Origin of the sequence: Lysinibacillus sp. FSL M8-0216, assembly GCF_038595555.1 — a bacterium.
In the GTDB taxonomy this organism is placed as follows: Bacteria; Bacillota; Bacilli; order Bacillales_A; family Planococcaceae; genus Lysinibacillus; species Lysinibacillus fusiformis.
The window spans coordinates 3,376,568-3,390,810 of record NZ_CP152007.1 but is presented as its reverse complement, the minus strand read 5'-3'; the positions used below and the strand labels follow the sequence as shown (position 1 = coordinate 3,390,810).

The following is a 14,243-nucleotide window of genomic DNA, read 5'->3' as shown; positions in this document are numbered from 1 at the left end:
GGAGGAGCAATAAAATGGATTTAAAGCAATACGTTACAACGGTTGAAAACTGGCCGAAAGAGGGTATTACATTCAGAGATATAACTACAATTATGGATCATGGACCGGCATACAAATATGCAACAGATCAAATTGTAGAATATGCAAAAGAACTAGGTGCAGAAATTGTAGTGGGTCCTGAAGCACGTGGTTTTATTATTGGGTGCCCAGTTGCCTATGCCCTTGAAATCGGCTTTGCACCTGTTCGCAAACCGGGTAAATTACCACGCGAGGTTATTAGTGCAGACTATGGTCTTGAATATGGCAAAGATACATTAACTATGCATAATGATGCCATTAAGCCTGGTCAAAAGGTACTAATCTGTGATGATTTACTAGCAACAGGCGGTACGGTAGAAGCCACTGTTCGTCTAGTGGAACAATTAGGTGGTCAAGTAGTGGGTTGTGCCTTCTTAATTGAACTTTTAGAATTAAATGGTCGTGACAAGCTGGGCGACTTAAATATTAAAACTCTTATTCAATATTAAGAGCATTGAAAAAAAGCGCCATCACATGGGCGCTTTTTTATTGTTCATCGTAGGACTGAATGATCTTTTGCATTGTTCGCAAAGTATCATAGAAATCAGCATATTTTTCGACACCAATATCATCAACGATTTTATCTTGAATCGTTTTCCAAATGGGTGCAGCCTCATGCAGCTTCTCTAACCCTTTTTCAGTGAGCATTATATTTTTAGTGCGAGCGTCATGGGGATCACGCTTTAACTCGACGTAGCCATATTGCTTTAATAGATTGATATTACGTGTCACGGTCGTTTGGTCAAGCAATAAAATTTCACCTAAACGACTAATGGAAACAGCTTGTTGGAGGTCGATATGTGCCAGCATAGAATATTGAGTCACTTTTAAACCGGTAGGCTGAAGTAATTTATCATATAACTGCGTCACGACCCTTGTTTTTTTTCGAAGGTTTGCACAAACACATATTTGTGTGTAATCGATAGTATTCTGTTGATTTTTCATGGTCAGTACTCCTTTGAGGGATTCTACTAATTTTAAGTATACACCTAAGCGCTAAAAAATACTTATTGACAGCTATCTAATGGAATGGTTACTATCATTATACATGTATATACATATAAATGAACGAATATACTCTAAAACATGTATATACATGCTTTTAGAGTGACTTTGACAAGAAAAGTAGGTGGAATAATGAAGCGGATTCATTACAGTTGGTTTATTTTAGTGGTCACGTTTTTCTCCATTATTGTTGCTGGAATTACAATGTCATCATCTGGTGTGTTTATTGAACCTTTAGAAAGGGAGTTTCAATGGGATCGATCGACGATTGCGCTAGCATTTGCCGTCAGCTTATTTTTATATGGCATCTCTGGACCATTTATGGCAGCTTTGCTTGAAGTGATAGGTTTAAAAAAGATGATGATAAGTGCTATGTCTACATTAGTGTTAGGAATGTCTTTAACATTTTTCATGAATCAATCATGGCAATTAATCATTATTTGGGGTGGAATCATTGGTCTCGGCGCAAGCCTCTTTTTAACGGTGCTCAGTCCTTATGTAGCCAATCATTGGTTCGTCAAAAGAAGAGGGCTGGCAGTAGGGATTTTAACGGCTAGTACAGCCACGGGTCAGCTTATTTTATTGCCAGTGCTTGCTATTATCATTGACCACTATTCATGGAGATGGGCAATCGGCTTTATTCTACTTTTGAGTATAGTGATGTTAATCATAATTGCTATTTTTATCAAAAACAAACCGCAGGATTTGGGCTTAACGCCTTATGGACAGGATGAGATATTTGAAAATCCCCATGTGCAGCTCAAGAAAAATCCAATTAGTATGGCCTTCAATGGCTTATTAGAAGCGGTTAAAGTCAAAACTTTTTGGCTGTTAGCAGGGAGCTTTTTCATTTGCGGTCTTTCAACGAGTGGTTTAATCGGTACTCATTTTGTCTCTTATTGCATTAGCTTTGGTATTCCATTAGTAACCGCTGCATCGCTCCTTTCTTTTATGGGTGTATTTAATTTACTAGGTACTACTGCATCTGGTTGGCTATCAGATCGCTTTGATAATCGTTGGTTATTATTTTGGTATTATCTGTTAAGAGGAGCTTCCCTCCTGTTACTCCCATATGCTTTGGCACAGGGCTCCTTTGTTTTATTAACTATTTTTACTATCTTTTATGGCCTTGATTGGATTGCAACAGTGCCACCTACGATTAGTATTGCCCGACAAACTTTTGGCGTACAAAAGAGTAGTATTATTTACGGATGGATTTTTGCCTCTCATCAAGCGGGAGCGGCAGTCGCTGCATATGGTGGTGGGTTGATTTATAAATTTTTCAATTCCTATACATGGGCTTTTTTTCTTGCAGGGGCTTTTTGTGCATTGGCGAGCCTATTCGTTATCATCGTCAAAAAACAAGCTTCTCCAGAAGCACAAACGAACTAAACATGAAAAGTTGAACCTCTGTATGAAAGGTTCAACTTTTTTTTGACAAAACTCAAACAAAAGTTTATAATGTAAACAAATATAATAAAAGGTGATGCTATGAATGAAAGAGAACAGGCGGTGCTTGCTTTAATTCGCCAAAATCCGTTTATGTCTCAGCAAGAGATGGCGGATGCCATGAATTTATCTCGTCCCGTACTTGCTAATTTAGTGTCTAGTTTAACGAAGGAAGGAAAAATAGTAGGTCGTGCTTATATTTTACCCGAGGCAAATGAAATTATTTGTATCGGTGGAGCTAACTTAGACCGAAAATTCCACGTGAAGGGCAATGTTCAATTTGGAACATCTAACCCTGCTAGTTCTTCCTTTAGTGTAGGTGGTGTCGGTCGAAACATTGCTGAAAACTTAGGCCGATTAAACCATCAAGTGACATTGCTCACAACAGCTGGTAAAGATGCGGATTGGCAAGTGATCCAAGATGCTTCAGAATCGTTTATGAATCTACGATATGTGGAGCAGTTACCTGAAGCTTCAACTGGTTCTTATACAGCCATTATGGATGAGCAGGGCGAGCTAGCACTAGCTGTAGCCAATATGGAAGTATATGACTTATTATTGCCTAATTTGTTAAAAAAGCATGAGACGATGCTTGTGAACGCTGGCTGCTTTATTTTGGACTTAAACTGTCCGAAAGAAACAGTGGCTTATATCCAGCAAGTAGCTATTGCTCGTGAAATTCCACTGGTTATTGTGCCAGTATCCTCGCCTAAAATGAATCGACTACCTGAAACATTACAAGGCGTAACATGGTTTATTTGTAACACGGATGAAGCAGAAACAATTGTAGGACATACAATTGAAAACGTGAGTCATTATGAAAAAGCATTACAACAGCTCCTACAATTAGGTGCTGAGCATGTAATTATCACAGCTGGCAGTAAGGGCGTATATGCGGCTTCAACAACAATTGCGCCTAGTCATTTTGCTGCCAAAGTAATTGATAAGATTGAAGATGTGACAGGTGCTGGAGATGCCTTTGTCAGTGCCGTTATTCACGGCTGGCTGACAGGACAATCCTTTGCGTCATGTCTTGATGCAGGGTTAACCAATGCAAAAAATACCTTAGCATCTCCTTATACAGTGAGACCTGAATTATCTGTAGATTTGTTAAAAAGTGAAATGGAGGAATAACAACATGAAAGAATTCATCGTATTATCAGAAGAAGTAAAAGCAGGACAAGCAAAGGGCTTACCAATCGTGGCTTTAGAATCAACGATTATTTCACACGGGATGCCATACCCACAAAACGTACAAACTGCTCGCGAGGTTGAGCAAATTATTCGCGATAATGGTGCGGTACCTGCAACAATTGCATTAATTGATGGGAAAATTAAAATTGGTTTATCAGATGAAGAGCTTGAAATGTTCGGTAATGCACAAGGTGTTGCTAAAGCTTCACGCCGTGACCTAGGCTACTTACTTGCTACAAAAAAACTTGGAGCGACAACAGTTGCAGCTACAATGATCTGTGCAGAGCTAGCAGGTATTGAAATCTTTGTAACAGGTGGTATTGGTGGCGTTCACCGTGGTGCTGAAACGACAATGGATGTCTCTGCTGACTTAGAAGAATTAGCACAAACAAATGTTGCTGTCATTTGTGCTGGTGCAAAATCTATTTTAGATATCGGCCTTACATTAGAATATCTTGAAACAAAAGGTGTACCTGTAGTTGGTTATGGTACGGATGAATTACCAGCATTCTACACACGTCAAAGTGGATTCGATGTAAACTTCCAGCTTGATACACCACAAGAAATTGCAGAAATGCTAAGTGCGAAATGGGCATTAGGTTTAAAAGGTGGAGCTGTTATTGCTAACCCAATCCCTGAAGCTGAAGCTTTAGAGCATGCGTTTATTACGAATATAATTGAAAAAGCTTTAGCTGAAGCTGAAGAAAATGGTATTCAAGGTAAAAACGTGACACCATTCTTACTAGGTAAAGTAAAAGAATTAACAGAAGGTAAAAGCCTTGATGCCAACATTGCATTAGTGAAAAACAATGCAGTAGTGGGCGCGAAAATTGCTGTAGCTTTCAATCAATTACACTAATTCTCTTGTCGAAACAAAGACTCTTTGTGACATAACGTCGCAGAGGGTCTTTTTTATTAAAAAGAAGAATATTTTTTCCATTTTTAATGCTGTTCACGAGATTAACTAAACTAAATGACACAGTCTCTTTACAATAGGCTACAAAATTTTATACAATTAAGTTTATATCTAATCTGAAAAATTTGACGAGCAAGGTGGACATGTTATGGCGAAAGAGCAAATTTTGACTCCTGAGGACGTTTTTGAGTTAGTCAAATCCTACATGAATGATGAAAATGTCGCATTCGTGAAAAAAGCATATGAATTAGCAAGGGATGCCCATATTGAGCAATTCCGTAGCTCTGGTGAACCGTATATTATTCACCCAGTACAAGTAGCGGGTATTCTAGCTGAATTACAAATGGACCCAGAAACTGTAGCGGCAGGTTTTTTACATGATGTTGTCGAAGATACAGATTTTACGCGGGATGATTTGGTACGGGAATTTGGCGAAGAAGTAGCAGTACTCGTGGACGGAGTTACAAAATTAGGGAAAATTAAGTATTTATCAAAAGAGGCGCAGCAAGCAGAAAATCATCGAAAAATGTTTGTAGCCATGGCGCAGGACATCCGTGTCATTTTAATAAAGCTAGCAGACCGTCTTCACAATATGCGTACGCTAAAGCATTTGCCTGCCGAAAAGCAGAGACGTATTTCGAAAGAAACTTTAGAAATTTTTGCACCGCTTGCACATCGTCTTGGAATATCGACTGTCAAATGGGAGCTTGAAGATACAGCACTTCGCTATTTAAACCCACAGCAATATTATCGTATTGTCAGTTTGATGAAGAAAAAGCGAGATGAGCGTGAGGCATATCTAGACAATGTTATGGCTGAAATGAAATCACAGCTGAATGAAGTTGAAATTGATGCAGATGTATATGGACGTCCAAAGCATATTTACAGTATTTATCGAAAAATGGTGCTACAAAAGAAACAGTTTAATGAAATTTATGATTTGTTAGCCATTCGTGTATTGGTCGATAGTATTAAAGATTGCTATGCCGTATTAGGGATTGTGCATACGTTGTGGAAGCCAATGCCAGGACGTTTTAAAGATTATATTGCTATGCCAAAACAAAATCTATATCAATCCTTACACACAACCGTTATTGGTCCGTATGGAGATCCATTAGAGGTACAGATTCGTACAAAGGAAATGCATAAGATTGCTGAGTACGGGATTGCGGCACACTGGGCGTATAAAGAGGGTAGGAAGGTTGACCATCAAAAGCAAAATGTCGACCAAAAATTAACATGGTTCCGTGAAATATTAGAATTCCAAAATGAGTCTTCCAACGCGGAAGAGTTTATGGAATCCTTAAAATTTGATCTGTTTTCAGATATGGTGTACGTCTTTACCCCTGAAGGTGACGTCATTGAATTACCTGCTGGTTCAGTCCCGATTGATTTCGCCTATCGTGTCCATTCTGAGGTCGGAAATCGTACAATAGGGGCGAAAATTAATGGCAAAATGGTGCCGCTTGATACACCGCTGAAAACGGGCGACATCATTGAAATTTTAACATCTAAGCAATCCTTTGGACCAAGCCGAGATTGGCTGAAAATAGCACAATCCTCACAGGCAAAAAATAAAATAAAGCAATTTTTCAAACGTCATTTACGTGAGGAAAATATTGTCAAAGGTAAAGAGATGATTGAAAAAGAAATCCGTGCACAGGATTTCGATTTAAAGGAAACAATGTCAGCTGAAAATCTAAAACGAGTATGCGATAAGTTTAATTATACGAATGAAGAGGACTTATATGCAGCTGTTGGTGTGAGCGGAATAACGGCACAACAAGTTGTGAATCGTTTAGCTGAAAAACGCCGAAAAGAGCGTGAACAGGAAGAAGCCTTAGAAAAAATCGAACAAAAAATGAAAAATCCGATCCCACAAAAACGTACGGAATCAGGTGTCATTGTGAAGGGCATTGATAATATGCTCATTCGACTTTCGCGCTGCTGTACGCCTGTTCCAGGAGATGACATTGTTGGCTTTATTACAAAGGGTCGTGGTGTATCCGTGCATCGTGCAGACTGTCCTAATATTCAAATTGAGGATGAGCAGGAGCGTTTAATTGAAGTCGAGTGGGAGCATGGTGTCATCCCTGAGAAAAAGGAATACCCAGTGGATATTGAGGTTTCTGCTTTTGATCGACCTGGTATTTTAAATGAGATTATGCAAATTGTTAGTGAAACTAAAACAAATATTTTAGCGGTAAGTGGCCGTGCTGATCGTGATAAAATGGCCACAATTCATTTAACAATCTCTATTTCGAATATTTCGCATTTGCATAAGGTTGTGGAGCGAATTAAACAAACACCTGATATTTATTCGGTGCAACGAGTTATCAATTAAGCAATAGTTAGAATTGGGGTTATTGACGTATGAAGGTAGTATTACAGCGTAGTAAAACAGCTTCTGTAACAGTTGACGGAACTGTTACAGGAGCCATCGATAGTGGCTATGTTCTTCTAGTTGGTATTACACATGAAGATACGCAGGAAGATGTCGAATACTTAGCGAAAAAAGTAGCCAATTTACGCCTTTGGGAAGATGCTGATGGAAAAATGAATCATTCTATTTTGGAGCAAGGTGGCGCTATTTTATCCGTCTCGCAATTTACGTTATATGGGGATGCAAAAAAAGGGAATCGTCCAAGTTTCACAAGTGCTGCAAGACCAGAAGTAGCAGAGCCGCTGTGGGAAGCTTTTAATCAAGCATTACGGGAACACGGTTTACATGTGGAGACAGGCATTTTTGGTGCAATGATGGATGTTGCACTCATTAATGATGGGCCAGTAACAATACTTCTAGAGTCAAAATAAATGGTACATTTCCTATCATTCCTTCATATACTTAAGAGTATGGTTAGTTTTATAGGAGGGAGTGTCAAGAACATGGCGCAGATAGGAAGTATATCCAATCCATATTTATACGAAACTCTTAAATTGATGGTTGGTCAGGCTATTGTAGTGCAAACAGAAAAAAATATTCAACAAGGTATTTTATTATCAATATTACCTGACCATATTATTTTAGAGATTAGTCGTACACCATTCTTCATACAGTTGGAGGAAATTGTGTGGGTTACATTGGAAACAACCAAAAAATGAGTATGTGTGAACCTTCGATGATGGAAGGTTCTTTTTTTATATATTTACGTTATAATGAATGAACTTAATTATTAGAATATTTGATTTATTAGAGAGGTTGAAAATTATGCAAACAATAGCAATTTTAGGTTCTTTGTTTTTTTGGAATAATATAAAGGAGCATTTCGCAGTATTTCCTCACGTACAATTTATTCATTTTCCATATACGCATCCTGAACAGTGTGTGGATTTTATTGAAGAAGCCGCATCTCAATCGGATATTGTATTATTTGCTGGCTCCATTCCCTATTACTATTGCTACGAAAAAATAAAGGCATTATCTATACAAGCGACATATCTCCCTTTTGATGAATTGACTTTAGCCCTTTCGCTATTATCCCTACACCATCATGAACGAGTAGGATTGAGCGAATTATCGATAGATTTGCCTAAAATGAATAGCTTTTATCAAGTGATGAAGGAGGCAGGAATTGCATCTACAGATGTGTATGTAAAAGATTATGCATGGGTCCATGAAAAACCTGAAAAAATAGCAAATTTAAATATGGCTGATTATGTTCATTATCATAAGGAGTTATACGAAGCTGGAAAGACTAAAGTAGCTCTTACTAGCCTTCATGCTGTTTTTATAGAGCTTGAACAATTAGGGATACCTGCGAAGTATATGGTTGAAAGCAAACAAACGTTTGCAGCGGCGGTTACTAGAGCCTTAGATGCGTATCATCATCAATTATTGGCGTCCTCGCAAATTGCCGTTGTCTCCATTCATTGCCAAGAAAATTTATCACACCTTCATCCAGTATTTCTAAGTACTTTAGAAACATTAAGCGATCGTTTGCATGCAAAGGTCATGCCAGCACAGCAGGAGCCTTATTTAATTATTTCAACAAGAGGGGTAATTGAAAAGCTTGAACCTTCTTATTTACGTTCCCTAAAAGAACAGTATGAACAGCAATTTGGTACTATTTTCAGAGTGGGTGTTGGCTATGGCTATTCTTTACATGAGGCGGAGGCACATTCATCACAGGCTTTGTTTTTTACAACCAAATATAGCGAGACTTCTACGGTAATGTGCTTGGTGGATGAACAGAATCGATTATATGGACCATTATTTGAAAATAATAATAAAGTAGCTTTAAGTAGCAATAATAAACATATTTTAGAGATTGCTGAAAAAGTGAAAATGAGTGCTAAAAATATTAACGTTATGAAGCAATTCATGTTGGTAACCAATAATCGTCCTTTTTCCGCTGCTGAATTAGCAGACTATATGAATCTGTCACGTAGATCTGCTGAGCGCATTATTAATCGTTTAATTGAACAGAACTATTTTACGTTTGCAGGGGAGGAGCACCCTTATCATCAGGGCCGTCCTAGGAAGCTTTATAAGGCAACGACAAAATGGGAAATCTGAAATAATAGAAAATTAATACTTTACAATAAATTTGAACTAATGTATATTTATTTTCAATTAACGACATATAGCGACAAAGTAGGAAGGGGGCTTTGATAGAGTTTGCTAGTGTCAAAATCTATCAATAGGTTGGTGATATTTTGGAAAATGAACAGCGTGTAAAAAAGAAGAGTTGGCTGAAAGTACCTCATACATATACGATTATTTTTGCTATTATTTTTCTAGCAGGTATTGCAAGCTATATTATTCCAGCAGGTGAGTTTGACCGAGTAGAAGATCCAGAAGGACGTATGCTCGTTGTGGATGGAAGCTATCATCATATTGACAGTAATCCAGTTTCCATTTTTGAAATGTTTACAGCAGTACCGATGGGCCTTGAAAAAGGTGCTCAAATTATCTTCTATATTTTCTTAGTTAGTGGTGTATTTGGTATTATTCGTTCGACAGGTGCTATCGAAGCTGGTGTTTATAAAGGTGTGAAAGCATTAGAGGGTAGAGAAAAGCTCTTAATTCCACTATCTATGATTCTATTCTCTGTTGGTGGTTTTACAATGGGGATGGCGGAAGAAACGATTATTTTCGTACCAATTGGCGTAGCAATCGCTCGTGCTATGGGCTTTGATGCGGTTACAGGAACTGCCATGATTACACTAGGAGCAGCTAGTGGATTTTTTGGGGGGATGCTTAATCCCTTTACGGTTGGCGTTGCTCAATCATTAGCAGATGTACCTTTATTCTCAGGGATTGGTTTCCGTGCAGTTGTCTATATTTTTGTATTAAGTTTTGCTATCTTCTATGTGTCTCGCTATGCTTTTAAGGTGAAAAAGAACCCGCAGGCAAGTGTGATTTATGAAATTGAACAACAGGCTAAATCCAATGTATCTGCGATTGACATTCCTTCATTAACAGGAAAACATAAGCTAGTATTTATTGTAATGGCATGTGGCATTGGATTTAATATTTATGGTGTTTTTAATTGGGATTGGTTTTTAACACAATTAACGGCTTCATTTTTAATTATGGGCTTACTTGCAGGCCTAATTGGCGGTTTAAAACCTGGCACTATTTTCGACTCCTTTATTGATGGGGCAAAGGCTGTAACATTCGGTGCTCTCATCGTAGGTTTTGCACGTGCTATTACAGTCGTTTTAGAGCAAGGGAAAATCATAGATACAATTGTTTATGCAGCATCAGAGACAATCGGACATTTACCGCATGCTATTAGTGCAATCGGTATGCTGTTTATTCAAGCCCTTTTAAATTTATTTATTTCATCTGGTAGTGGACAGGCGGCAGCAACCATGCCAATTATGATTCCGATTACTGATTTATTAGGATTAGAACGACAAGTAGCAGTCTTAGCATTCCAGTACGGAGATTCATTAACAAACTCCATTATTCCTACTTCATCTGCATTAATGGCGTATTTAGCCGTAGCAGGTATTCCATATGAAAAGTGGATTAAATTCATTTGGAAGATGATTCTTGGCTGGGCATTGATTGCATGTGTAGCATTAATAGCTGCAGTAGCATTAGGTATTTCTTAAAACATGAAAAGAGCTGTGGAAAATGATGATCATTCCACAGCTTTTTTGTATTATTCTTCATTCGCATTAAAGTAATTTAAGATGCCTTGATAAATACCAAGAGTAGCCTGTTCACGGAATTTAGCCGTGGTGATGGCCCGCTCTTCACTAGCATTACTTAAGTAACCCAGCTCAATAAGCACGGCTCTTTGTCGATTCTCACGTAGTACTAAATAGTTGCCTTGTTGGGTTCCACGATCTCTCAAATCAATTTTACTCGAAAGTCCATCATGTATTGCCTCCGCAAGCCCTTTTTGATTACTATTCATATAATAGGATGTGAAGCCGTTAATAGAGCTATCATCGGTAGCGTCATAATGAAGACTAATAAAAGCGTCTGCCTCATACTGGTGGGCAATCGAGACACGCTTCCGCAATGCCACATATTCGTCAGACTCTCTTGTCATAACAACATTGGCACCCGCTGCACTTAGCTTAGAAGCAAGGAGAGTAGCTGTTTTCAAAGTAATCCCTTTTTCTTCTGTTCCACGTTGACCTGTTGTTCCATGGTCATTGCCTCCATGCCCAGCATCTACAACAATGGTTAATCCATTTAATGTTCCCTTTTTACGAGGCTCTTGTTGATCCTTTTGTGGGATAGAAGTTTTATTGGAGCTCGTTGTAACAACCCAATTCGCAACAAACGCTGTTTCTTTGTCTAGTTGAATTTCGTAAAAATCATTTTTTACGCCGACAATAGGATAGGTTTTACCAGCGTCTACTCGCTCCACAACTTCAGCAGCAGTTGACGCATCAGTTCGTAAGTTTGTCCCATTATAAATAATAGTAACGGATTCTAAATCTTTTGAAGAGGACGATTTAGATGTGCTCTTTACTTTATTTGAAAAAGTACCGTAAAAACTATAAACCCATCCAGCTTTTTTATCATTATACTGAATTTGTACCCAATTGTGCTCATGTGCAAGGACCTTGTAAGCCTTTCCCTTTGTCACTGTGCCAATTTTTTTGGCATTCAAATCAGGTTTTTTACGAACATTCAATGCATCCACCAATATCGTAAAAGTAGTATCTTTATTAACAGGTGTAGTAGTTGTAGATACTTCTACAGAATCCTCTTTTGGCTCTTTTTCTTTTTTAGGACTGTCATTAATCGTTACATAATCCTTAGAAACCCAACCAGATAATCCGTTCCAATCAATTTTAGCCCATTCATTATTTTCCTCCAGGAGGTTTGCTTGGTTGCCCGTAGAAAGCTGTCCAAGAACAGCAGAAGATATATCTGGATCAGTGCGAATATTTAAACGGTCAACCTGTGAAATAACAGTTTTATCAATGGTTTTTTGAGTGCTTGTAGAGGTAGTTAACCAGGATGCTACCCAGCCTTCATAGCTACCTGCTTTTACCTGTATCCAATCACCTTCACGAGCGATTGAAGTTAAAGGATCACCTTCATCTAAAGTCGTAATAATTGGATAAGACAATCCAGGACCCTCACGTAAATGAAGAATCGTACCAGATACTTTTAGATCACTCGTATCAGCGGAAGCATATTGAATAAAGTTCTTATTTGGAATCGCAATTGTTACTATTAGTACGAAGATGATAATACTATGTAAAATTTTTGTCCTCATCAGATTCCTCCTATTCCTTGTGCTATTTTACCATGCTTTTGTATTAAAATTCGTGGTAAAAAGGTAATGGAATTTGTTATTTTCGTTACTCTCTTATGAAAAATACAAAAATAGTTGACATTGGGTTAGCTAGTGACTAACATAAAGGGTAATCGAAAAATGATTAATCGCTTATGACCAAGCAAGTAGCGTGTACCTCTATTGGAACAGAGAAGGAAAGACTTAGGCTGCAATCTTTCCTACAAAAATGTATAACGTGAATAACACTTGAGAGGCTTTTTTCTGAAAAGCAGTGCTTAGTAGGAAAAAACGGAATCGGCCGTTATCCGATTACGAGGAGGACACATGTAAAAATTTGTGTCAACTAGGGTGGAACCGCGGAAGCTTATATAGCTCTCGTCCCTTGCATAGGCAAGGTGACGGGAGCTTTTTTGTGTTGTCAAAAACATGGAATGCTAGTAGTGAGGCAGCTTACTTAATATGAGGATGTCCGCCACTTACGTTGGAGGAGGGTCAGATGGAACCTCGCTCAACATAAGTAGAACCCACTTAGTCTCGATGAAAATGGCTCAATCATAGGCAATCAATATAGGAGGGAATTACATGAGTTTTAAAGTGCCAAGAGGGACACAAGATATTTTGCCAGGTCAATCTGAAAAATGGCAGAAGGTTGAAGCGATTATTCGTGATATTTGTCGCGTCTATCGCTACAACGAAATTCGCACACCGATTTTCGAGCAGACTGATTTATTTGCACGTGGTGTAGGGGAAACAACGGATGTTGTTCAAAAAGAAATGTATACATTTGAGGATCGTGGCGGTCGCTCACTAACACTACGTCCTGAAAATACAGCTGGTGTTGTACGTGCATATGTGGAACATAAAATGTTTGGCGCTCCAGATCAACCTGTTAAGCTCTCATATCTAGGGCCTATGTTCCGCTATGAGCGTCAACAAGCTGGTCGCTATCGCCAATTTGTTCAATTTGGTGTAGAGGCAATTGGTTCAGCAGATCCTGCAATTGATGCAGAAGTCATTGCACTTGCAATGGATGTCTATGAATCAGCGGGCTTAAAGGATTTAAAATTAGTGATCAATTCACTAGGTGATAAAGAAACACGTGATACGCACCGTACAGCTTTATTACAACATTTTGAGCCAAATATTCATGAATTTTGCTCAGATTGCCAAAATCGTTTACAAAAGAACCCATTGCGTATTTTAGATTGTAAGGTGGATCGTGAGCACCCACTAATGAAAACAGCTCCTGCATTAACAGAGTTCCTTACAGAGGAATCGGCTGCTTATTTTGCCCAAGTGAAATCATATTTAGATACTCTTGGCATTACGTATGAGGTTGATCCAAACCTTGTAAGAGGACTGGATTATTACAACCATACGACCTTCGAAATTATGTCAACGGCATCTGGCTTCGGAGCTATTACAACACTTTGTGGTGGTGGACGATACAATGGTCTAGTGCAAGAAATAGGCGGTCCAGATGTTCCTGGTATTGGTTTCGCTTTAAGTATTGAACGTTTGTTATTAGCGCTTGAAGCAGAAGGTGTTGAATTAGATACGGCTTCTGGATTAGACGTTTATATTATTGCCATGGGCGATGATGCAAAGCAAAAGGCGGTAGAGTTAACTAGTACTTTCCGTGCAAAGGGCCTTGCAACAGAGATGGATTATTTAGATCGTAAAATGAAAGCCCAAATGAAATCAGCCGACCGTCTAGGGGCCAAGTATACAATTGTCCTTGGTGAAACAGAGCTTGAAGAGCAAGCAGCTGCCGTAAAGCATATGGAATCTGGTGAGCAGCACAAGGTTGCATTTTCAGAGTTAGTCAATCATTTATCACAACAATCCTAAACAAAGATATGGCATTTCTCGTTAAATGCTACATA

The 14,243-nt window shown here is 38.5% G+C and carries 12 protein-coding genes and 1 other annotated feature; of the genes, 10 read left to right on the top strand and 2 right to left on the bottom strand.

Features of this window, described 5'->3' with window-relative positions:
- The first annotated feature begins 14 nt into the window (after window positions 1-14).
- A complete protein-coding gene (locus MKX57_RS16700) occupies window positions 15-527 on the top strand; it encodes an adenine phosphoribosyltransferase (protein WP_008181098.1) in 513 nt (170 codons plus the stop codon).
- Between the two features lie 37 nt (window positions 528-564).
- Here the strand turns inward: MKX57_RS16700 and MKX57_RS16695 are convergent, their stop codons facing one another.
- Window positions 565-1,023, bottom strand: a complete 459-nt coding sequence (locus MKX57_RS16695; RefSeq protein WP_008181096.1) for a MarR family winged helix-turn-helix transcriptional regulator — start codon at window positions 1,021-1,023, stop codon at window positions 565-567.
- Window positions 1,024-1,215: 192 nt separating this feature from the next.
- Between MKX57_RS16695 and MKX57_RS16690 the strand changes: the two genes are divergently transcribed.
- The 8 genes from MKX57_RS16690 to MKX57_RS16655 all read left to right on the top strand — a co-directional run bounded on the left by MKX57_RS16690 (window position 1,216) and on the right by MKX57_RS16655 (window position 10,705).
- A complete protein-coding gene (locus tag MKX57_RS16690) occupies window positions 1,216-2,475 on the top strand; it encodes an MFS transporter (protein WP_342550426.1) in 1,260 nt (419 codons plus the stop codon).
- A gap of 99 nt (window positions 2,476-2,574) precedes the next feature.
- Window positions 2,575-3,666, top strand: a complete 1,092-nt coding sequence (locus MKX57_RS16685; protein WP_342550425.1) for a carbohydrate kinase — start codon at window positions 2,575-2,577, stop codon at window positions 3,664-3,666.
- Window positions 3,667-3,670: 4 nt separating this feature from the next.
- Window positions 3,671-4,585, top strand: coding sequence for a pseudouridine-5'-phosphate glycosidase (locus tag MKX57_RS16680; RefSeq protein WP_025114648.1), 915 nt, complete (start codon window positions 3,671-3,673; stop codon window positions 4,583-4,585).
- A gap of 205 nt (window positions 4,586-4,790) precedes the next feature.
- Entirely contained in the window at window positions 4,791-6,986 is a 2,196-nt protein-coding gene (locus MKX57_RS16675; protein ID WP_008181090.1) for a bifunctional (p)ppGpp synthetase/guanosine-3',5'-bis(diphosphate) 3'-pyrophosphohydrolase, read from the top strand.
- Between the two features lie 29 nt (window positions 6,987-7,015).
- Window positions 7,016-7,456: a D-aminoacyl-tRNA deacylase gene (dtd, locus tag MKX57_RS16670; protein WP_008181087.1), complete on the top strand. Its 441-nt coding sequence runs from the start codon at window positions 7,016-7,018 to the stop codon at window positions 7,454-7,456.
- Window positions 7,457-7,528: 72 nt separating this feature from the next.
- Window positions 7,529-7,744 carry a DUF2642 domain-containing protein gene (locus tag MKX57_RS16665; RefSeq protein WP_107922058.1) on the top strand — a complete coding sequence of 72 codons (216 nt, stop codon included), beginning with the start codon at window positions 7,529-7,531 and terminating at the stop codon, window positions 7,742-7,744.
- Between the two features lie 106 nt (window positions 7,745-7,850).
- Entirely contained in the window at window positions 7,851-9,158 is a 1,308-nt protein-coding gene (locus tag MKX57_RS16660) for a MarR family transcriptional regulator (protein ID WP_237068793.1), read from the top strand.
- 140 nt (window positions 9,159-9,298) lie between these two features.
- Window positions 9,299-10,705 (top strand): AbgT family transporter, encoded by a 1,407-nt coding sequence (locus MKX57_RS16655; protein ID WP_008181082.1) that lies wholly within the window; start codon window positions 9,299-9,301, stop codon window positions 10,703-10,705.
- 50 nt (window positions 10,706-10,755) lie between these two features.
- Here MKX57_RS16655 and MKX57_RS16650 read toward each other — a convergent pair whose 3' ends face one another.
- The gene (locus MKX57_RS16650; protein ID WP_089986674.1) at window positions 10,756-12,336 is read right to left on the bottom strand and encodes an SH3 domain-containing protein; all 1,581 of its coding nucleotides are present in this window, start codon (window positions 12,334-12,336) and stop codon (window positions 10,756-10,758) included.
- A gap of 164 nt (window positions 12,337-12,500) precedes the next feature.
- Window positions 12,501-12,743, top strand: a binding site (T-box leader).
- Between the two features lie 196 nt (window positions 12,744-12,939).
- Between MKX57_RS16650 and hisS the strand changes: the two genes are divergently transcribed.
- Complete coding sequence (gene hisS, locus MKX57_RS16645; protein ID WP_025114383.1) at window positions 12,940-14,208, top strand: histidine--tRNA ligase; 1,269 nt, start codon at window positions 12,940-12,942, stop codon at window positions 14,206-14,208.
- The last annotated feature ends 35 nt before the right edge of the window (window positions 14,209-14,243 follow it).

Bases quoted from the DNA above. Each gene is read 5' to 3' on its own strand.
- MKX57_RS16700 (WP_008181098.1), top strand. From the start codon at position 15: ATGGATTTAAAGCAATACGTTACAACGGTTGAAAACTGGCCGAAAGAG.
- MKX57_RS16695 (WP_008181096.1), bottom strand. From the start codon at position 1,023: ATGAAAAATCAACAGAATACTATCGATTACACACAAATATGTGTTTGT.
- MKX57_RS16690 (WP_342550426.1), top strand. From the start codon at position 1,216: ATGAAGCGGATTCATTACAGTTGGTTTATTTTAGTGGTCACGTTTTTC.
- MKX57_RS16685 (WP_342550425.1), top strand. From the start codon at position 2,575: ATGAATGAAAGAGAACAGGCGGTGCTTGCTTTAATTCGCCAAAATCCG.
- MKX57_RS16680 (WP_025114648.1), top strand. From the start codon at position 3,671: ATGAAAGAATTCATCGTATTATCAGAAGAAGTAAAAGCAGGACAAGCA.
- MKX57_RS16675 (WP_008181090.1), top strand. From the start codon at position 4,791: ATGGCGAAAGAGCAAATTTTGACTCCTGAGGACGTTTTTGAGTTAGTC.
- dtd (WP_008181087.1), top strand. From the start codon at position 7,016: ATGAAGGTAGTATTACAGCGTAGTAAAACAGCTTCTGTAACAGTTGAC.
- MKX57_RS16665 (WP_107922058.1), top strand. From the start codon at position 7,529: ATGGCGCAGATAGGAAGTATATCCAATCCATATTTATACGAAACTCTT.
- MKX57_RS16660 (WP_237068793.1), top strand. From the start codon at position 7,851: ATGCAAACAATAGCAATTTTAGGTTCTTTGTTTTTTTGGAATAATATA.
- MKX57_RS16650 (WP_089986674.1), bottom strand. From the start codon at position 12,336: ATGAGGACAAAAATTTTACATAGTATTATCATCTTCGTACTAATAGTA.
- hisS (WP_025114383.1), top strand. From the start codon at position 12,940: ATGAGTTTTAAAGTGCCAAGAGGGACACAAGATATTTTGCCAGGTCAA.